Origin of the sequence: Streptomyces sp. NPDC002138, from assembly GCF_040296485.1 — a bacterium.
Lineage (GTDB): Bacteria > Actinomycetota > Actinomycetes > Streptomycetales > Streptomycetaceae > Streptomyces.
In genome coordinates, this window is sequence record NZ_JBEOXE010000045.1 from 1 (window position 1) to 19,015 (window position 19,015).

The following is a 19,015-nucleotide window of genomic DNA, read 5'->3' on the forward strand; positions in this document are numbered from 1 at the left end:
AAGGAGAACCTCCAGGAGCTCAACCAGCGCAAGCTGGCCGCCGACTACCCCGTCATCCTCGGCGGCGCCGCCCTGACCCGCGCCTACGTCGAACAAGACCTCCACGACATCTACGAAGGCGAAGTCCGCTACGCCCGCGACGCCTTCGAAGGCCTGCGCCTCATGGACGCCCTCATGGGGATCAAGCGAGGAGTGGCCGGAGCGGAGCTCCCGCCCCTCAAGCAGCGCCGCGTGCCCCAGCGGGACGCGGCGCCCGTGGTGGACATCGAGGACATCCCCGAGCTGGGCTCCGTACGCTCGGACGTCTCCGTCACCAACCCCGTGCCCGCCCCGCCGTTCTGGGGGACGCGGGTGGTCAAGGGGATCCCGCTGAAGGACTACGCGTCGTGGCTGGACGAGGGCGCCCTGTTCAAGGGGCAGTGGGGTCTCAAGCAGGCGCGCGCGGGCGGGGCGACGTACGAGGAGCTCGTCGAGAGCGAGGGACGGCCGCGGCTGCGCGGGCTCCTGGACAAGCTGCACACCGAGAACCTCCTCGAAGCCGCAGTCGTCTACGGCTACTTCCCGTGCGTGTCCAAGGGCGACGACCTGATCATCCTGGACGAGCAGGGCAACGAGCGGACCCGGTTCACCTTCCCCCGCCAGCGCCGCGGCCGCCGCCTGTGCCTGGCGGACTTCTTCCGCCCCGAGGAATCGGGCGAGACCGATGTCGTCGGCCTCCAGGTCGTCACCGTCGGCTCCAAGATCGGCGAAGCCACCGCCAAGCTCTTCGCGGCCGACGCCTACCGCGACTACCTCGAGCTGCACGGCCTGTCCGTCCAGCTCGCCGAGGCGATGGCCGAGTACTGGCACGCCCGCGTCCGTGCCGAACTCGGCTACGCGGGCGAGGACCCGGACCGCGTCGAAGACATGTTCGACCTGAAGTACCGCGGCGCCCGCTTCTCCCTGGGCTACGGCGCCTGCCCCGACCTGGAGGACCGGGCCAAGATCGCCGACCTCCTCCAGCCGGAGCGGATCGGGGTCCACCTCTCCGAGGAATTCCAGCTCCACCCCGAGCAGTCCACCGACGCCATCGTCATCCACCACCCGGAAGCGAAGTACTTCAACGCACGCTGAGAAAGGAGACAGACATGCCGGCCACACTCACCGCCCTCACGGAACGCCCCCGCACGTCCGCCCCGGCCACGCTTGGCGTCCGCGACCTGCTGGCCCAGGGCCGGCAGAGCTTCTCCTTCGAGTTCTTCCCGCCGAAGACGGACGCGGGGGAGCGGGTCCTGTGGAACGCCATCCGCAGGATCGAGCCCTTCGCACCCTCCTTCGTGTCCGTCACCTACGGCGCGGGCGGCTCCTCGCGCGACCGGACCGTCGAGGTCACCAAGCGCATCGCGGCCGAGACCACCCTGCGCCCGGTCGCGCACCTGACCGCCGTCGGGCACTCGGTGGCCGAGCTGCGCCACATCATCGGGCAGTACGCCGACGCGGGCATCCGCGATGTCCTGGCCCTGCGCGGGGACCCGCCCGGCGACCCCAAGGGCGAGTGGACGGCGCACCCGGAAGGCCTGGCCCACGCCCATGAACTGGTCTCACTTATACGGCAGTTGGGGGACTTCACGGTCGGCGTGGCCGCCTTCCCCGAGCGCCACCCGCGCTCGCCCTCCTGGGACGAGGACATCCGCCACTTCGTCGCCAAGTGCCGGGCGGGCGCGGACTACGCCATCACCCAGATGTTCTTCCACGTCGAGGACTACCTGCGGCTGCGCGACCGGCTCTGCTCGATGGGCTGCCTGACCCCGGTGATCCCCGAGATCATGCCCGCGACCGACCACCGGCAGATCCAGCGCTTCTCCGAACTGAGCGACGCCCGCTTCCCCGCCGCCCTCGCCCAGCGCCTCGAAGCGGCCAAGGACAGCCCCGGCGACGGCCACCGCATCGGCGTCGAATACGCCACCCGGATGGCCGAACGGCTGCTCGCCGAAGGGGCGCCCGGCCTGCACTACATCACCCTCAACAAGTCCACCGCGACTCTAGAGATCCATCAGAACCTTGACCCGGACACGCGCCGGACATCAGCCATCCCGGTCACCTCAGCCACCCAGGCCACCTCAGCCACCCAGGCCACCCCCGCCACCACCATCACGGAGTAGAACCCCATGGACTTCAAGGTCGCAGACCTCTCACTCGCGGATTTCGGCCGTAAGGAGATCACCCTGGCCGAGCACGAGATGCCCGGTCTGATGTCGATCCGCAAGGAGTACGCACCCGCGCAGCCGCTCGCGGGTGCCCGCATCAACGGTTCCCTGCACATGACCGTGCAGACGGCCGTGCTGATCGAGACCCTCGTCGCGCTCGGCGCGGAGGTCCGCTGGGTGTCCTGCAACATCTACTCCACCCAGGACCACGCGGCCGCCGCCGTCGCGGTCGGCCCGACCGGCACCCAGGAGAACCCGGCGGGCATACCGGTCTTCGCCTGGAAGGGCGAGACGCTGGAGGAGTACTGGTGGTGCACCGAGCAGGCGCTGATCTGGCCGGGGCACTCCGGGCCGAACATGATCCTCGACGACGGCGGTGACGCCACCCTCCTGGTCCACAAGGGCGTCGAGTTCACCAAGGCGGGCGCGGTCCCCGACCCCTCGACCGCTGACAACGAGGAACTGCGCCTGGTCCTCGAGCTGCTCGGGCGCAGCGCCATCGACTGGCCGGCGCTGGCCGCCGAGATCCGCGGCGTGTCCGAGGAGACCACGACGGGAGTGCACCGCCTGTACGAGATGCACCGCGAGGGCGCCCTGCTGTTCCCCGCGATCAATGTGAACGACGCGGTGACGAAGTCGAAGTTCGACAACAAGTACGGCTGCCGCCACTCCCTGATCGACGGCATCAACCGCGCCACCGACGTCCTCATCGGCGGCAAGACGGCCGTGGTGTTCGGCTACGGCGACGTCGGCAAGGGCAGTGCCGAGTCGCTGCGCGGCCAGGGCGCGCGTGTCATCGTCACCGAGATCGACCCGATCTGCGCCCTGCAGGCGGCGATGGACGGCTTCCAGGTCGCCACCCTCGATGACGTCGTCGAGACGGCCGACATCTTCATCACCACGACCGGCAACAAGGACATCATCATGGCCTCGGACATGGCCAGGATGAAGCACCAGGCGATCGTGGGCAACATCGGTCACTTCGACAACGAGATCGACATGGCCGGTCTCGCGAAGATCGACGGCATCGTCAAGGACGAGGTCAAGCCCCAGGTCCACACCTGGAAGTTCCCCGACGGCAAGGTCCTCATCGTGCTGTCCGAGGGCCGCCTGCTGAACCTCGGCAACGCGACCGGGCACCCGTCCTTCGTGATGTCCAACTCCTTCGCGGACCAGACCCTGGCCCAGATCGAGCTGTTCACCAAGCCCGAGGAGTACCCGATCGACGTCTACGTGCTGCCCAAGCACCTGGACGAGAAGGTCGCGCGCCTCCACCTGGACGCCCTCGGCGTCAAGCTCACGACCCTGCGTCCGGAGCAGGCCGCCTACATCGGCGTCCCGGTCGAGGGCCCGTACAAGCCGGACCACTACCGCTACTGATCGACCCCGGCACCCACCGGGCGTACGCGCAGCCGAACAGAATCCGCCACCGGCCCTCGAAAGACGCTCGAGGGCCGGTGGAAAGGCCATGGCCGGGGGTCCCGGGGGATGCCACGATCGGACGTCCGAGCCGAGGGCAGGCACGACCCGACCAACCACCGAAGGACACACCCATGAACACCAATCCGGCCGGTAGCCCGAACCAATACCAGCAGCAGCCGCAGCACTCGCCGTACGCCGGTCAGCCCGGGCCGTCGGCGAGCGCCGAGCGCGGCAAGCTGCCCACCGTCCTGCTCCTCGTCTCGACCGTTCTCGTCGGCCTGATGGCCGGTCTGTTCTTCGCCTTCGACATCTCGGTGATGCCGGGTCTGGCCAAGGCGGACGACCGGACGTACGTCACGGCGATGCAGAACTTCAACTCGGTCATCGACGGCAGCCCCCTCTTCGGGATGGCCTTCATGCTCGCGCTGGTGGTGGCGGTCGTCTCGGCGATCGTCGAGTTCCGCAAGGGCCGCCGCAACGTGGCGATCTGGGTCGCCGCGGCGGCCGTCGCCTACTTCGTCGTCCTCCTGATCACCTTCAGCGTCAACATCCCGCTGAACAACGAGCTGGCCGACGCCGGCAACGCCGCGAAGATGACCGACTTCTCGATCGTCGACAAGTTCAAGACCACCTGGGTGAGCACCAACATCGTGCGCACCCTGCTGTGCACGGTCGCCCTGACGGCCCTGTCCCGGGCCTTGATGCTGTACGGCCGCGCCACCCGCTGACCGGCTGACCCGCACCACCGCCGTCCGCCGGCCCGCCGGCCCCCGAACCGCCACCGCCAGTGCCTCAGGCGGTGGCGGTTCCGTGCAGTACGAGCGCCCAGGCCAGGAAGCCCAGCGCCGCCGTGCACAGCAGCGTGCGCCACACGTTGGCGCGTACCCACGGTCCCTCGAAGGCGCGCCGCACGGCGCCCGGGTCCGCGATCCGCTCGACCGGGCCCGCCTTCTCCAGGGCGTTGTTCAGCGGGATGTTCACCCGGTTCGTCACGCCCATCGAGAGGATGTAGCAGAGCAGCGCCCCGCTCAGCGGGACCAGCAGATCGTGCCCGTCGGCCGTGACGTGCAGGCCCAGCGCCAGCGCCGTGAAGAGGAAGGCGCCGATGTAGCCGAGGACGAACCAGCCGTTCAGAATGGCCACGTTGATCCGCTGCATGACCGTGATGAGGGTGCGGTCGTCGCTGCGCTTCAGCCCCGGCATCACCGCCACGGCGAAGCCGTAGAACAGCCCGCTGACCAGTCCCATGGTGACGGTGGCGGCGATGAGCGAGGCCAGACGGGCGGTCTCCACGTGATTTCCCCCTGCTCGTGGTCATCGACAGGTCATCAGATCGTCAAGTCACCGCGATCATACGGGCGTCGGCCGCCCGAGGCGCGGGCGGCTCCACCCGCTCTCGACGATGCCTTGAGCGGGCCTGTGGGCGCCGGCTCATCGGGGGGCGTGGCTCATCGCGTCCGAGGGGGCGTCCGCCCCCGCGCCCTGCGGGGCGTCGCCGAGCGTCAGGGTCACCGGGATGCCGCCGCCCGCCACGCGTTCCAGCCGGGACCTGAAGTCCGCGGAGGCGAGGCCCTCGGCGCTCGTGAACACGGTGACGCCGCTCGCGTCGCCGGCCGGGGCGGCGGCGTAGACGGGCTCCGCGCCGCGCAGCCGGACGATCCGCTGCGCCGCGTCCGCCAGGGCCCCGTGCGTGTACCGGCTGAGGTAGAGGTCGGCGCGGGCCGGATCGGCCCGCGGATCCGCCCGGTGCGCGGCCTCCAGCAGGAGGCGGCCGCGGGCCAGGTCCGTGACGCAGAGCGTCACCCGGCCCGGGGGCGCGTCGGTGATCTGGGTGGAGTACACGTCGGCGAAGGCGCCCCGGCCCTGTTCCCCGACGGCCTGCGAAAGGGCCGCCGCCTCGGGGGTGTTGGCGGGCGTGCCGTCGATCACGGTCGGCGGCGCCTGCCCGCCGTCCGGGCCGGAGCCGGATCCGGGGCAGCTCCGGGGGCTCGTGGCGCTGATGGGGGCGGGGCGCTCGGGGCTGCCCCCGCCGGCGGGCGTGGTCCCGCAGCCGGTGAGCAGCGCGGCCGCCGCCACGCCGGTCACGGCGGTCGCGGCGGCCCTGCGGGTGAACTGTGCGGTGGTCGTACGGCGCATCGTCCTCGGTCCCCTTTCGGAGCACGGCGGTGGTCGGCACGGAAGGGACGTGCCGACCGGTCCGCCGGTTCCTTCCGGTGCGGACGGGAGCGCGTCAGGCCGCGGCGCCGCCGTCGACGGCCGGGGAGTTTCCGAAGGCCTTGACCGCCTGGTAGTAGGTCCAGGCGGTGGAGTCGCAGGAGGCCTTCTTCACCCCCGAGTACGCGGCGCAGACCCGCTTGAGGTCGGCGTACAGGGCGTCGTCGAGGCGGGACTTGTTCGCCGGGAAGATGCCCGCCGCCTTGTGGTTGCGGTAGCCGAAGTCGTGGCGCGCGCAGGCCGTCGCGAACGGGAAACCGAACGGATTGTCGGGGGAGGAGGAGCAGTAGTCGGTCGACCAGTCGAACCCGTACGCCGCCCACGGGGTCCGGTTGTTCCGCGCCGACAGCCAGGCGTTGTAGCTCGCCGCGCTGGTCTGGGTCCAACTGCTCAGCACCTGCGGCTTGTCGGCCGGCGCGGCGGAGGCGGGCCCCGCGAAGACGAGGAGCGCGGCGGTGGCCGGGACGAGCGCGGCGGTGAGTCTACGGCGCATCAGGAACCTCCAGGGGAAGGGCGCGCCGGGGGGATCGACGGCGCGGCGTGCCCAGGATGTACGGCCGAGATAAAGGGATGGCATCGCGCGGCTTGACAACCGGAAACGCGCCGGGCCCCCGTCCCTGAAGGGACGGGGGCCCGGCGCGTGGCGCGGCGTGGCCGTGCGGGCCGTCAGGCGACCGGCTAGCGGCCCTTCCTGCCCCAGCTCTGGCTGTCCAGGATGCGGCCGTGCTCGTTGCGCAGGGTGGCCGCGTCGCGGTGGTCCCAGACGTAGTTGGTCCGGTCCTGGTACACGTCGTGGGCGGTGTCCTTGCCCTTGCCCGTGTGGACCTTGACGCTGGCGTGGCCGTCGAGGCGCAGGTTGCGGAAGTGGTAGCGGTTGCCCTGGCGGTCGGTGAGGGTGTAGCCGCGCAGGTTGACCGGCTTCTTCCCGGTGTTCTTCACCTCGACCCACTCGCCGTTGAGGCTGCGGTTGGAGCGGTCGTCGCGGCCGGGGCTGTCGTACTGCACCTTGCCGATCATGATCGTGGAGTGCTTGCCCGTCATGCCGTGACCGTGACGACCGTGGTCGCGGCCGTCGGCGGCCGCGGCCGGGAGGGCGGCAGCGCCGAGGACGGCGGCGGAGGCCACGACGGTGGCGAGGACGCGGCGAGTGGTGCGCGAAGCAGACATGGAGATGTCACCTCAAGAACGTGCGGGTCCCCGGCTTGCTGCCGGGAACCCACACTGTGGCGCGCGCGCCGAGCGTTTTCTAGCAAAACGCCCAAGGTTACCGAATACAGACAAATAGGCAATATTCTATGATTGGCGTGTGATCGGAGTGGCGTGAACGGGTTCTGGCTGTGGTTCGTCGCGGTGGGTCACCGGCTGGGGATCTCATTCGAGTAGGTTCACAGCGAACCGAGAAACCCGCTGACAGCTGCGGCGAACTCCACTGGGACGGTCTCGTGGACGGTGTGTCCGGCGGGGAGTTCGATGAGTCGAGTGTGGGGGCGCCGCGCAGCCAAGTCCTTCGCGTGCTCCGCGCTGAGCACCGAGCTGCGGCTGCCGCGGATGAGCAAGGCTGGGCAGTCGCTGGCGAGCCAGTCGTCCCAGTGGTCCCCGTTGAGGTGCTGCTGACCATGCCGCGAGCGGTAGGTCATCCGGAGTTCGCGGGCGACCGCGCGTGACGCCGCGGGGGCGGCGGCCGGTATCTGCCGGACCGTGGCCGGGTGGCCGAGGTCCGGTCCACCACCATCGAGGACGCCCTCGCCGCCGCGCTGGGGAACCCGCCCCCGAGCAGCTCAGGGAGGTGGCCGACGCCCTCGACGTGCTCGCCCGCCACCTGTCCCGGGACTGACCGCCGCCCTCAGCAGACCGGCCGCCGCCCCGCGTCCCGGGCGGCCTCCTCCTCCGCCGCGACGGGGGTCGGCAGGTCCTGCACCGGCGCGTCGAGCGGCACCAGCAGACCCGCCTGCCCCGGCAGGACCGAGGCCCCGCCCTTCGCGCTCACACGGCCCGTCGGCGCGGCCTCGAGGGTGCCGAGGGCGGCGACGTACGCGGTGAAGCTCTCCATGTCCCGCCGGTGGCGCACCGGTTCCCGGTACCCGCCCAGCGCCGGATAGCCGTCCTGCCCGGTCAGCGTGTACGAGGTCGTCACCACCCGGTACACCCGCTCCGGCCGCAGCGCCTCGCCCCCGATCAGCACGTCGGCGGGCGCGACCCGGTCCCCGGCGGGCCGCGCCGGGTCGAAGGAGTAGCGCACGCCCGCCGACACCGCGAGCGGCGCGTACGTCAGGGCGCCCCGCGCGTCCGTCGCCCACTGCTGCTCCAGCGCGTCGTGCAGCTGCGCCCCGCTGACCGAGGCCGTGACCAGCGGATTCCCGTACCCCACCGCCTGCCACGCCCGTTCGAAGGTGACGGCGTCCTCGCCGGGCGCCGCCACCAGGTCGGTATTGATCACGCTGCGGCCCGCCCGCGGCGCGAGCGCGATCAGCGCCAGGTCCGCGGGAGGCGGCGCGGGGACGGGCCGGGGGCTGGTGTCGAAGGGGTCCGGCGCCTGCGCGGCCGCCCACAGCGCCCAGTCGGCCACCAGGTTCCCCATCGTGCTCTCCCCGGCCGCCGAGAGCTGCCGCCGGAAGGGGGCGCGCTGGCGCCCGATGGTCCGGCCGGCCCGCTCCCGGGCGAAGCCCCGCCAGTAGTCCACCACCTCCCGCAGGCCCGGATCCTCCGGCACGTCATGGGAGTTGGGGTGGTTGGTCGAGGTGGTCAGCTCCCGCACCACCGCGCCGGTGTCCGCGTCGAGCCGCAGCGTGATCTCGTTGACGATCTGCCCGTGGCAGCCCGCCTCCACGAACGGCCGCGGCCGTCCGGCCGGGTCCGGCAGCATCATGGTGAAGGCCCGGTGCCAGTGCCCGGTGACGATCGCGTCGATGTCCGCCGACACCCGCAGCGCCAGCTCGTACGCCGGACCGCTCGGCGCGGTCCCCGAGTCGAACGCGTCCCCGGCCACCGCCCCGTCGTGCATGCTCAGCACGATGGCGTTGACCCCCTGCGCCTTCAGCAGCGCCGCGCACCGGTCGGCGGCGGCGACCTCGTCCGAGGTGCGCAGCCCGGGCTGGAACGAGTTCGGGAAGCCCTCCGTGCCCAGCGCGGTCAGGTGGATGAACCCGACGGGCAGCCGCCGCCCGCCCGGCGCGCTCACCCACTCGATGTTGTACGGGGGCAGTACGGGCGTCCCGTCGCCCTGGCCCGCCGTCACGTTCGCGCTGTAGTAGCGGAAGTCGGCGCCGTGGAACCGCAGTCCCGCCGAGTCCGTGAAGGAGTGGGTGACCCCGGCCCCCTCGGCGGCGGCGCCCGCGCCCCGCTCCATGTGCTCCGTCAGGAAGCCCGGCGTCCGGTCGAACTCGTGGTTCCCGGCGGTCGCGAAGTTCAGCCCCAGCCGGTTCAGCGCCTCGATGGTCGGCTCGTCGGACAGGCTGAAGGCGGGGAACTCCCACCCCGAGAACAGATCGCCGGGAGCGAAGAAGAAGGAGTTCGCCCACCCGGCCCGCAGCCGCTCCAGGTGGGTGGCCATGTGCGCGACCCCGCCGACGGTGTACGTCGCCCCGTCCGCCCCCGTGATCACCGCGTCCCGGGCCGGGGGACCGCTCAAGTACCCGTGCAGATCGGTGATGTTCAGCAGCTGTACGTCGACGTACCCGGCCGCGCCGGCCGCGTCGAGCGCCGCCGCGCTGCCCGCGACCGCGGTCCCGGTGAGCGCCTTGACCCCGATCGCTCCGGCGGCCGTCAGGAACCGCCGCCTCCCCAGGCCGGCCCCCGCGCCCGCCCTCCTGCCCGCCCCTGTCATCGTCCCGTCCCCTTCCGGCCGCTGTCGCACGGGTCGTGTCCCCTTCACAACGTCCGGCCGACGGGGGCGTCACGCGCCGGTCACACCTGCTTGAGTGCGAACCCGGCGCCCTGGGCGGGGGCGTGCTCGGCGCGGTAGCGCTTCATGAACTTGAACATCAGGACGACGGAGGCGATCGGCACGCCCCAGTTGCAGATCCAGTTCAGGTCGCCGTCGGCCGGGGCGGCGAGGGCGATCAGGTGGGCCACGGTCATCAGGGCGAACACGCCGCCCCACGCCGCGGAGAAGAGCCGGTTCGTCTTCTTGAAGAAGGGGGAGCTCCAGGCCGCCGCGGGGACCTCCTGGCGGGCGTACTGCTCGGTGAAGGGCATGAACGGCAGGGTCAGGAAGATCAGTACGGCGAGTACGGCGGTCGCCACCGTCCGGCCGTAGTCGGTGACGAAGACCTCGGCTCCGTGCCCGCCGATCCAGGCCACCGCCGAGAGCCCCGCGAAGGTCACCACGCCCATCGCGTCCAGCAGCATCACCTTGCCGCGCACCAGCGCCGGACTCGCGAGGGTCAGCGAGACCAGCGCGGCGAGCGCCGCCGACCACTGGGGGGCGAGACCGCTGCCCGCCGCCTCGGAGAAGGCGATCCAGGGGACGAAGCTGATGAGCGGGTTCGACTTCATGGCCGGGTCTCTTTCGGTCGGGGTGTGTCCGGCCTGCCCTCCTGGCCTGACAGGTCAAAAGTAGAACGTTCCCTTGTGACATGTCAATAGTGGAATGTAGCCTCGTGTCCATGAGCCTCCGACACGCACTCCTCGGCCTGCTGACCGACCGCCCCTCCAGCGGGTACGACCTGATGAAGCTGTTCGACACCACGCTCGCCAACGTCTGGCGCGCCACCCAGAGCCAGGTCTACGGGGAGCTGACCCGGATGGCCGGCGCCGAGCTCGTCGACGTCTCCGCCGAAGGCCCCCGGGGGCGCAAGGAGTACACGCTGCGCCCCGAGGGCCGGGCCGAGCTGGAGCGCTGGCTGACCACCCCCGCCCCGCCCCAGCCGCTGCGCAGCGACGCCATGCTGCGCGTCTTCTTCCTCGGCCTCCTCCCGCCCGAGGGGGCCCGCGAGCACCTCGCGCGCATGGCGGCGGTGGAGGACGGGCAGCGGGTCCGGCTGGAGCGGCTGCGCGACAGCCACGCGTGGACGGGCCATCCGCTCGCGCTCTCCGGGCGCCTGGTCCTGGAGTACGGACTGCGCGACGCCGAGGCCAGGCGGGAGTGGGCCCGCTGGGCCCTCGGCCAGATCCCGGGGCGGGGGCGCGGCGAGGCCTGAGCGGTCGGGGCAGATCGGGCTTACGGGTTACGGGTTACGGGGCTGCCGGGGCCGGGGCGAGGCCGTCCGCCACCAGGCCGGCCAGCACCGCCCGGCCCAGCGCCTGCACCGCCGACTGCGGCCGGACCATCACGGTGAACTCCTTGATCCGCCCCTGCGCGTCCAGGTGCAGCAGGTCGATGCCGTGGATCTCCTTGCCGTCCACGGTGGCCCGGAAGACCAGCACCGCCGCCGGGGCCTCGGATCCGTCCACCCCGGTCTCGGCGGCCCCATCGAACCGCCCGACGTAACGGAAGTCCTCGAAGGTCCGCAGCAGCACCCCGAAGAGCCCGAGCACCATCGGCCGGCCCTCGAAGGGGGTGAACTTCACGGGGCTGTAGAGCCGCACGTCCTCGGTGAACAGCTCCTCCAGGGCGGTGAGGTCACGGGCGTCGACGGCGGCGCGGAAACGGTCCACGGTGCTCGCGGTGGTGGTCATGACGGCTCCTTGATTAGTAGCGAACATGATTAGTCACTTTCTTGACTATGATGGCGCAGGGTCATGCCCGTGACCAGGGCCCGTGACCAGGGCCCGCGAGGGACGAAGAAGAGGAAGGCGGCACCCCGATGGCACTGCGCCACGCCGTACTGGCGGCGCTGCTCGACGAGGAACTGAGCGGCTACCAGCTGGCCAAGGCCTTCGACATGGGGGTCGCCAACTTCTGGCACGCCCTCCCGCAGCAGCTCTACGTCGAACTCGCCAAGCTGGAACAGGAAGGCCTGATCGCGGGCCGCGAGGTCGTCCAGGACACCCGCCCCAACAAGCGGCTGTTCCGAGTCACCCCCACGGGTCTGGCCGAGCTGGACCGCTTCACGGCCGCCGTCACCAAGCCGTCCTTCATGCGCGACGACCTGGTCGTCAAGGTCCAGGCCGCCGACCACGTCGACACCGGCGCACTGATCACCCAGCTCACCGAACGGGCCATCTTCGCCAGCGCCAAGATCGAACTCTTCGACGCGATGCTGTGGAAGATGCGCGGCCAGCGCACCGAGGAGGAGTACCTGCGCCACGGCGACCGCATCGGCCCGTACCTGACCTGCCTGCGCGGCCTCGAATTCGAACGCGCCAACCGCGAGTGGTACGAGCGCACGATCACGGTCCTGCGCGAAAGGCACCCCGACCATGCCTGACCCGACCATGCCTGACCCGACCACGCCGGAGGCGACGATGCCCGAGCCGGTCACGCCGGAGCGGACCACGCCGGAGCCGACGACGGCCGAGCCGAACACGCCGGAGGCGGTCACGGCCGGGGCAGCCATGGCCCGGGACGGCCTCCCGCACCCCCTGCGGTTCGTCGCCCTCGGCGACAGTCAGACCGAAGGGCTCGGCGACGGCGACGACACCACCGGCCTGCGCGGCTGCGCCGACCGCTTCGCCGAGGCGCTGGCCCTCCACCACCCCGGCGCCACCGGCGCCACCGGCGCCCCAGGCGCCCCCGGCGTCCTGTACGCCAACCTGGCGGTGCGCGGCCGCCTCTCGGGCCAGGTCAGGGCCGAGCAACTGCCCGCCGCCCTCGCGCTGCGCCCCGACCTGGCCACCGTCGTCGCCGGGGTCAACGACCTGCTGCGGCCCCGCTTCGACCCCGACGAGACCGCCGGCCACCTGGAGGCGATGTTCGCGGCGCTCACCGGCCAGGGCGCCCGCGTCGCGACCGTCACCTTCCCCGACATCGGCCTGCTCGTCCCGCTCGCCCGCCCGCTCGGCTCCCGCGTCACCGCCCTCAACGCCCGGATCCGGCTGGCCGCCGACCGCCACGGCGTCGCCGTCGCGGACACCGCCCGGTACCCCGTGGTCACCGACCCCCGCCTCTGGAGCCCGGACCGCCTGCACGCGAGCCCGCTCGGCCACGCGCGCATCGCCGCGGCCGTCGCCCACGCCCTCGCCCTGCCCGGCAGCGACGACGCGTGGACCCGCCCCCTGCCCGGCCCCGGCCCGGCGCCCCGCACCCTGGCGTCCGAACTCCGCTGGGCCACCGCCTTCCTGACCCCCTGGCTCAGCCGCCGCCTGCGCGGCCGCTCCTCCGGCACGGACCGCACCGCGAAACGCCCCACCCTGCTCCCGGTGACCCCGTACGCGCCGGACGCCCGACCCCGACACGATCAGGCCCCCGGTCACTGAACCCGACCCACCCAGGCGGGCTCCCGCTCAGGCCCCCGGCCTCGGCGATGGCGACGGCGACGGCGACGGGCCGCGCGCCGCGTCCGTTGCCGTCAGGGCCGCGGCCAGTCTGCGGGCGTCGGCCGGGTCCGTGGCGTCGTAGCCGGTGAGGAGGTGGATCCGGCCGAGCCGGTAGGTCAGGGTGTTGCGGTGCACCGTCAGGGCCTGCGCGGCCTCCGCGCGCCGGTAGCCCGACGCGATGAACTCCCGCAGGGTGTCCAGCAGATGGGGCTGGTCCCCGAGCGGCGCCAGGGTCCGGGCCAGCGCGTCGCGGGCCGGGCCCGGCTGCACGAGCTGGTACTCCACGGCCAGGTCGGCCAACCGGTACAGCCCCGGGCCCCGGCCCAGCGCCTCGGCCAGCGACAGGACTTCGGACGCCTCCGTGTGCGCCTGCGCCACCGCCGCGTGCCCCCGCGCCCTGGCGGCCGCCGCGATGCAGCGCTGCTCGGTCGCCGCGTCGAGCCGCCCGAGCAGCCGCCGCGCCGCGCACGGCGGGTGCCGCAGCCCGTCCGGCCGCCCCGGGCCCGCGCCCGTACCGCCTCCGCCTCCGCCTCCGTCACCGTCCTCCACCACCGGCACGAGCAGCACCCCGCCCTCGCCCTTGAGCGTGGCCAGCACCTCCGGATTGCGGTCGAGTTCGGTCCGTACGGCGCGCAGCACCCCCGTCGCGGCGCCGCCGTGCGCGTCGGGCAGCCGGAAGACGACCACGTCGTACCGCTCCGCGAGCGTGCGCCCGTACCGCTCCGCCGCCCGCCGGGCCGGACGCCCGGCGAGCAGGACGTCGGCCAGATTCCGGCCGTGTTCGCGCTGCTCCCAGTCCAGGTCCGCCTGTTCGCGTACGTACGCCGCGGCGACCTTCGGCATCACCTCGCCCAGGAAGCCGAGCAGCCGCGTCCCCAGCACGTACGGATCGACGGACGGATCGACGGACGGATCGATGGACGGAGCGACGTCCGGATCGATCCCCGGCCCGCTCCCAGGCCCGTCCCCCGACCCCGCCCCCACCCCCGCGGCGGCCAGCGCCAGCTTCCACGCCTCGCCCGCCCCCAGCGAGTAGACCCGCAGCACGGCCTCCAGCGGCACCCCGTCCCGGGCCCGTTCCGCCCCCCACGCGACAGGCGCGGCCAGCTCCGGCGCGGTCGGCGGCCGGCCCTCGGCGAGGGTGGTCAGGAACAGCCGCAGCACCGCCTCGGTGTTGGCGAGGAGGTCCCCGGCGATGACGCTGTCGGGCAGCAGCCGGTAGGCGGGGATCTCGGCCGTCAGGTGCGCGACGGTCGCCGCGGCGATCTCCCCGACCCGGGGCAGCAGCGACGCGGCGAATCCGGACTCGTCCATCCGCGCATTGTCACCGTGCACAAACGCGGGTGGAAGCTTTCTGCGCGTACCGCCAGGGGACAGCGGGTCCCGGCCGGAGCATCCTGTGCAGTCCGACCAGATGTCGGGCCGGCCCCCCGGCCCGACGCGTCCGGCCAGAACGGCTCACCCCCTCAGGAGAGTTGCGATGACAGCGACCGCACACCCCGTCCGCAGGTGGCTCGCCCGGGCCGCCCTCCCGGTGGCCCTCGCCCTGGCGGCCACGACGGCCCCGGCCCGGGCGGCGGAGCCGGCCCCCGCCGCCGCCCCGGCCCCCGCCGCCGCGGCCTCCGGCGGCATCAACGACTTCTCCTGCCGCCCGAGCGCGGCCCACCCGGAGCCGGTCGTCCTCCTCCACGGCACCTTCGCGACCTGGTACGAGGACCTCAACTACCTCCAGGCCGACCTCGCCGCCCGCGGCTACTGCACCTTCGCCCTCACCTACGGCGCCTACGAGGGCTTCCCGCTGGTGGGCGGTCTGAAGCCGGTGGCCGTCTCCAGCGTGGAGATCAAGGAGTACGTCGAGCGGGTGCGCGCCGCCACCGGCGCCGCCCAGGTCAGCGTCGTGGGCCACTCCGAGGGCGGCCTGCAGGCCCTCTACCTCGCGAAGACGCAGGGCATCCAGACCCACATCAAGGCCGTCGTCGCCATCGCGCCCCCGACCCACGGCACGGACGCCGCGCGCCTGGTCGACCTCGGCGACAAGGTCCTCGGCCGCGGCACCCTCGACCACATCGCGGCCACGCTCGGCATCCCGGTCCTGTCCGACGAGTTCCCCGGCGGCCCCGCCATCGTCACCCTCAACGACGGGCCGGTGGCCCAGCGCGGGATCGCGTACACGATCATCTCGTCGCGCTACGACGAGCTCGTCACCCCGACCGAGACGGCGTTCGTCCGCGAACCGGGCGTCGACAACCGCTACGTGCAGGACTCCTGCCCCCTGGACCCGGTGGGCCACATCGGCGAGGCGTACGACCTCAACGTCTGGCACCTGGTCCGGGGCGCCCTCGACCCGAGCCGCGCGACCCCCCTCCTGATCTGCGCCGTCGGCTCCCCGGGCTGAACCGTCCCGGCCACGGGCCCGGTTCATGGTCAGGGCGCGGTGGCTTCCCAGGCCGCCTCGATCATCCGGAAGACCTCGTCGACCGTGGCCCCGGGATCGTCCGCCCGGCAGGCCAGCGCGTAGGCGTCGATGGTGAACCGCGCGGTCGCCCGGCAGGCCGTCGCGCTCCGGGACAGGCGGGGATCGGCGGCCAGCGCCGCGGCCAGCGCCTGCGCGTGACGCAGGCTCATCGACTCCTCGTACTCCCGCAGGGCGGGGGACCCCTCGATCATGCGCCGGAGGGGGGCACTCCCCTCCGCGGTGCAGTGCCGCACCAGGGCCTGGACGGTGTGGCGCAGCGCGGGGATGAGCGGCTCGTGCGGCGGCCGGTCGGTCACCGCCCGCGTGAGGCGCTGCTCGAAGTCCTGGTCGCGCTCGAAGACCAGGGCCTCCTTCGAGGCGAAGTGGGCGAAGACGGTGGTCACGGCCACGTCGGCCTCGGCCGCCACGTCACGGATGCCCACGGCGTCGTACCCGCGCTCCAGGAAGAGGCACAGCGCGGTGTCGGCGATCTTCTGACGGGTCGCGGCCTTCTTGCGTTCGCGGCGCCCGGTCGTCTCGGTCATGCCCTGACACTACCAGGTAGGAATCCAGCACTGTTGCAAAATGCTAACCGTTAGGCCTATCTTCGGCCGCATGAGGAAAATCAGCTTCGCCGCCTTCGGCGGTCCCGAGGTCCTGCACCTGGTGGAAGCCGAGGAGCCCCACGCGGGCCCCGGCCGGATACGCATCGCGGTACGGGCGGCGGGCGTCAACCCCGTCGACTGGAGGGTCCGGGAGGGCCAGGTCCTGGGAGCCCATCCGGTCGAGCTGCCCGCCGGGGTCGGACTGGACGCCGCCGGGGTGGTGGACGAGGTCGGCGAGGGCGTCGAGGGGATCGAGGTCGGCGACCGCGTGTTCGGCGAAGGCGTCGATACGTACGCCGAATTCGCCGTGCTGTCGGCCTGGGCCCGGATGCCCGAGGGGCTGGACTTCGACGAGGCGGCCGGGTACCCGTCGGTGGTGGAGACCGCGCTGCGCGTCATCCGCGAGGTCGGCGTGCGGCCCGGCCGGACGCTTCTGGTCAGCGGCGCGTCCGGGGGCGTCGGGTCGGCGGTGCTGCAGATCGCCCGCGCCCGCGGCATCAGGGTGATCGGCACGGCCGGGGCCGCGAACCAGGACTACCTGCGCGGCCTGGGCGCGCTCACCACGACGTACGACGAGGGCTGGGTCGAACGGGTGCGGCACCTGGGCCCGGTCGACGCGGCCCTCGACCTGGCCGGCTCGGGCGTGATCCGCGAACTCGTCGAGCTGACCGGGGACCCGCGCAAGGTCGTCTCCATCGCCGACCTCGGTGCGCCGCGCCTCGGCGTGCGGTTCTCCGGCGTGGCCGGGAGCGTGCCGGACGCGCTCGCCGAGGCCGTCGATCTCATCTCCCGGGGCAGGCTCCACATCCCGGTCGCGAAGGCGTACGCGCTCACCGAAGCGGCGGCGGCTCACACCGACAGCCGCGCCGGCCACACCCGCGGGCGCCGCGTCCTGCTCGTCTGAACCGCCGCCCGCCCGGCGTCCGGCTCTGCCCGCCCGGCGTCCCGCTCTGCCCGCCCGCCCCGCGTCCCGCGCCGAACGGCCGGTCGCCAGGTCCCCGTCGGCCGGTCGCCGGGCTCCCTCGGCCGTTCATCAGGCCCCGTCCGCCAGTCACCCCGCCGACGGTGACGGCGCGTGCAGCCCCGCCACCACCATCCGCACCAGCAGGTCGTACGTCTCGTCCAGCTTCTCCGGCAGTTGGAAGCCGCCCCCGGTCTCCAGCGCCGCGAACCCGTGCACGGCCGCCCGCAGGCAGCGCGCCGCGTGGATCGCCGCGGAGTCCTCCAGGCCGTACGCCCGCAGCGTGGCCAGCATGATGCTCACCAGCCGGGCCCCCGCCTCGGCCGTCCGGGGCTCGGGGCGCTGGAGGAGCGCCGCGTACCGGTGCGGATGGCGGCGGGCGTAGGCGCGCCACGCCGTCATCAGGGCGCGGACGGCCTCGTCGGAGGAGCGGCCGAGGACGGCGGCGGCGACCTCGTCCGCCATCTCGTTCGTGATCCGCGCCGACAACAGGTCGCGCAGCTCGGCCAGGCTGCGCACGTGCTTGTAGAGCGACGGGGTCGCGACCCCGGCCCGGGCGGCCACGGCCGACAGCGTCAGCGCGGCGGGCCCGCCCTCGGGACCCTCGCCGCCCTCGTCGATGAGCTTCAGCGCGACCTCGACCACCGCCTCCGCCGACAGCGCCGCCCTAGCCACGGGCGTCGTCCTCGACGGAGCCCGCGGGGCCCGCGGAGCCCAGGAAGGCGAGGATCGCGTCGGCGGTCTCCGCGGGGTACTCGGCGTGCGGGTAGTGGCCCGCCCCCTCGATCATCTCCACCCGGCCCAGGCCCGCGGGCAGTTCCGCCACGATGCCCTCGCCCTCGGCGCGGGAGTCGGCCCAGTCGGGGTCGAGCGTGCCCTCGACGATCAGCGCGGGGCACCCCACGGCACCCAGGCGCGCTCCGGCGTCGGTCGGCGCGGACATCCCCATCGCGGCGACCACGGCCATCCGCCCGGGCCTGCGCAGGTCGCCTTCCAGCGCACCGAGCCGGGCGGCCAGCGCGGCCCGCCCCATGTGCGGGTGGGCGTGGCGCAGGTACCGCGTCCACAGCCCCACGCTGCGCAGCACCCCGGCCCCCATGAGCAGCAGCATTCCCTTGCGGTAGCGCCCCTGCCGCGCCATGGCGCCCAGGTCGATCTTCTGCGCTCGCGTGAAGGGGGCGATCTCGACGACCGCGCGGACCAGCCCCGGCTCGTCGGCCGCCGCGATGGTGGCGGCGCCGCCCGCGAAGGAGTGGCCCACCAGGACGGCGGGGCCGCCGCCGAGGTGCCGTACGAGCGCCAGCAGGTCGCCCGCCACATCGGTCCGGCTGTACGAGGCCCACCCGGCGTCGGACTCGCCGTGTCCCCGCAGATCGGTACGGGCGACCCGGTAACCCGCACCGGTCAGGAGCGCGGCCAGCTCGCCGTACGCCCCGCGGTTGTCCCCCATCCCGTGCGCCAGCACGACCAGCGGGCCCTCGCCCGCGACGTCGTACGCGAGCTGTCCGCCTTCGACCTTCAGGAACTCGGTCATCGCCCTGCCCTCTTCCGGAGACCTGCGAGCTAATGTCTGTTGCCATTAAGCTAATGCCATTAGCCGACCCCGTCAAGGCCCCTGCCGCGGCCCCCGCCAAGGCCCTCGCCGAGGCGTCGGCCGGGGCAGCGGGAGCGGTCAATTCGGACCGGGTGATTCCGGACAGGTTTTCGGATACCGGCGGCCCGTTCGGGCGGGTCAGGTTCCGGTCGGCCGGGCAGGCGCGCCCCGAGCCCCGGGTGTGCCCGTGCCGCCCGGTGAGGTCGAAGGCCCGGCCTTTGG

General features: G+C 72.9%; 20 protein-coding genes. 9 read left to right on the forward strand and 11 right to left on the reverse strand.

Features of this window, described 5'->3' with window-relative positions:
• The 4 genes from ABT084_RS26090 to ABT084_RS26105 all read left to right on the forward strand — a co-directional run.
• The coding region (locus tag ABT084_RS26090; protein WP_351048494.1) for a vitamin B12 dependent-methionine synthase activation domain-containing protein at positions 1-1,113 on the forward strand (1,113 nt) is incomplete at its 5' end.
• Positions 1,114-1,127: 14 nt separating this feature from the next.
• Entirely contained in the window at positions 1,128-2,141 is a 1,014-nt protein-coding gene (gene metF / locus ABT084_RS26095; protein WP_351048496.1) for a methylenetetrahydrofolate reductase [NAD(P)H], read from the forward strand.
• Positions 2,142-2,147: 6 nt separating this feature from the next.
• A complete protein-coding gene (ahcY, locus tag ABT084_RS26100; RefSeq protein WP_351048499.1) occupies positions 2,148-3,566 on the forward strand; it encodes an adenosylhomocysteinase in 1,419 nt (472 codons plus the stop codon).
• Positions 3,567-3,739: 173 nt separating this feature from the next.
• Positions 3,740-4,336 carry an anthrone oxygenase family protein gene (locus ABT084_RS26105; RefSeq protein WP_351048502.1) on the forward strand — a complete coding sequence of 199 codons (597 nt, stop codon included), beginning with the start codon at positions 3,740-3,742 and terminating at the stop codon, positions 4,334-4,336.
• Positions 4,337-4,400: 64 nt separating this feature from the next.
• Here ABT084_RS26105 and ABT084_RS26110 read toward each other — a convergent pair whose 3' ends face one another.
• The 6 genes from ABT084_RS26110 to ABT084_RS26135 form a co-directional block, all read right to left on the reverse strand.
• Positions 4,401-4,901, reverse strand: a complete 501-nt coding sequence (locus tag ABT084_RS26110; protein WP_351048505.1) for an anthrone oxygenase family protein — start codon at positions 4,899-4,901, stop codon at positions 4,401-4,403.
• Positions 4,902-5,039: 138 nt separating this feature from the next.
• Positions 5,040-5,744 (reverse strand): hypothetical protein, encoded by a 705-nt coding sequence (locus ABT084_RS26115; RefSeq protein ID WP_351048508.1) that lies wholly within the window; start codon positions 5,742-5,744, stop codon positions 5,040-5,042.
• Between the two features lie 94 nt (positions 5,745-5,838).
• Complete coding sequence (locus tag ABT084_RS26120) at positions 5,839-6,315, reverse strand: phospholipase (protein WP_351048511.1); 477 nt, start codon at positions 6,313-6,315, stop codon at positions 5,839-5,841.
• 185 nt (positions 6,316-6,500) lie between these two features.
• Positions 6,501-6,989, reverse strand: coding sequence for a lamin tail domain-containing protein (locus ABT084_RS26125; RefSeq protein WP_351048514.1), 489 nt, complete (start codon positions 6,987-6,989; stop codon positions 6,501-6,503).
• 676 nt (positions 6,990-7,665) lie between these two features.
• Entirely contained in the window at positions 7,666-9,645 is a 1,980-nt protein-coding gene (locus ABT084_RS26130; RefSeq protein WP_351048517.1) for a bifunctional metallophosphatase/5'-nucleotidase, read from the reverse strand.
• Positions 9,646-9,725: 80 nt separating this feature from the next.
• Positions 9,726-10,316 (reverse strand): DUF3159 domain-containing protein, encoded by a 591-nt coding sequence (locus ABT084_RS26135; protein WP_351048520.1) that lies wholly within the window; start codon positions 10,314-10,316, stop codon positions 9,726-9,728.
• 110 nt (positions 10,317-10,426) lie between these two features.
• Between ABT084_RS26135 and ABT084_RS26140 the strand changes: the two genes are divergently transcribed.
• Positions 10,427-10,960 (forward strand): PadR family transcriptional regulator, encoded by a 534-nt coding sequence (locus ABT084_RS26140; protein ID WP_351048523.1) that lies wholly within the window; start codon positions 10,427-10,429, stop codon positions 10,958-10,960.
• A 34-nt stretch (positions 10,961-10,994) separates the two neighbouring features.
• Here the strand turns inward: ABT084_RS26140 and ABT084_RS26145 are convergent, their stop codons facing one another.
• Positions 10,995-11,438, reverse strand: a complete 444-nt coding sequence (locus ABT084_RS26145; protein ID WP_351048526.1) for a nuclear transport factor 2 family protein — start codon at positions 11,436-11,438, stop codon at positions 10,995-10,997.
• Between the two features lie 128 nt (positions 11,439-11,566).
• Here ABT084_RS26145 and ABT084_RS26150 point away from each other — a divergent pair, with 128 nt between their 5' ends.
• Positions 11,567-12,130, forward strand: coding sequence for a PadR family transcriptional regulator (locus ABT084_RS26150; RefSeq protein ID WP_351048528.1), 564 nt, complete (start codon positions 11,567-11,569; stop codon positions 12,128-12,130).
• A gap of 127 nt (positions 12,131-12,257) precedes the next feature.
• Complete coding sequence (locus tag ABT084_RS26155) at positions 12,258-13,118, forward strand: SGNH/GDSL hydrolase family protein (RefSeq protein ID WP_351048657.1); 861 nt, start codon at positions 12,258-12,260, stop codon at positions 13,116-13,118.
• 27 nt (positions 13,119-13,145) lie between these two features.
• Here the strand turns inward: ABT084_RS26155 and ABT084_RS26160 are convergent, their stop codons facing one another.
• Positions 13,146-14,492, reverse strand: coding sequence for a PucR family transcriptional regulator (locus tag ABT084_RS26160; RefSeq protein WP_351048531.1), 1,347 nt, complete (start codon positions 14,490-14,492; stop codon positions 13,146-13,148).
• Between the two features lie 166 nt (positions 14,493-14,658).
• On the opposite strand from ABT084_RS26160, the gene ABT084_RS26165 reads away from it, so the two are divergent.
• Complete coding sequence (locus tag ABT084_RS26165) at positions 14,659-15,573, forward strand: esterase/lipase family protein (protein ID WP_351048533.1); 915 nt, start codon at positions 14,659-14,661, stop codon at positions 15,571-15,573.
• Positions 15,574-15,602: 29 nt separating this feature from the next.
• On the opposite strand, the gene ABT084_RS26170 is transcribed toward ABT084_RS26165, so the two are convergent.
• Positions 15,603-16,178: a TetR/AcrR family transcriptional regulator gene (locus ABT084_RS26170; protein ID WP_351048535.1), complete on the reverse strand. Its 576-nt coding sequence runs from the start codon at positions 16,176-16,178 to the stop codon at positions 15,603-15,605.
• A 70-nt stretch (positions 16,179-16,248) separates the two neighbouring features.
• Between ABT084_RS26170 and ABT084_RS26175 the strand changes: the two genes are divergently transcribed.
• On the forward strand, positions 16,249-17,142 hold the full coding sequence (locus tag ABT084_RS26175; protein ID WP_351048538.1) for an NADP-dependent oxidoreductase: 894 nt from the start codon (positions 16,249-16,251) through the stop codon (positions 17,140-17,142).
• Between the two features lie 147 nt (positions 17,143-17,289).
• Here the strand turns inward: ABT084_RS26175 and ABT084_RS26180 are convergent, their stop codons facing one another.
• On the reverse strand, positions 17,290-17,874 hold the full coding sequence (locus tag ABT084_RS26180; RefSeq protein WP_351048540.1) for a TetR-like C-terminal domain-containing protein: 585 nt from the start codon (positions 17,872-17,874) through the stop codon (positions 17,290-17,292).
• Positions 17,867-18,733 (reverse strand): alpha/beta fold hydrolase, encoded by an 867-nt coding sequence (locus ABT084_RS26185; protein WP_351048543.1) that lies wholly within the window; start codon positions 18,731-18,733, stop codon positions 17,867-17,869. Before ABT084_RS26185 ends, ABT084_RS26180 begins: the two co-directional genes overlap by 8 nt.
• Between the last annotated feature and the right edge of the window lie 282 nt (positions 18,734-19,015).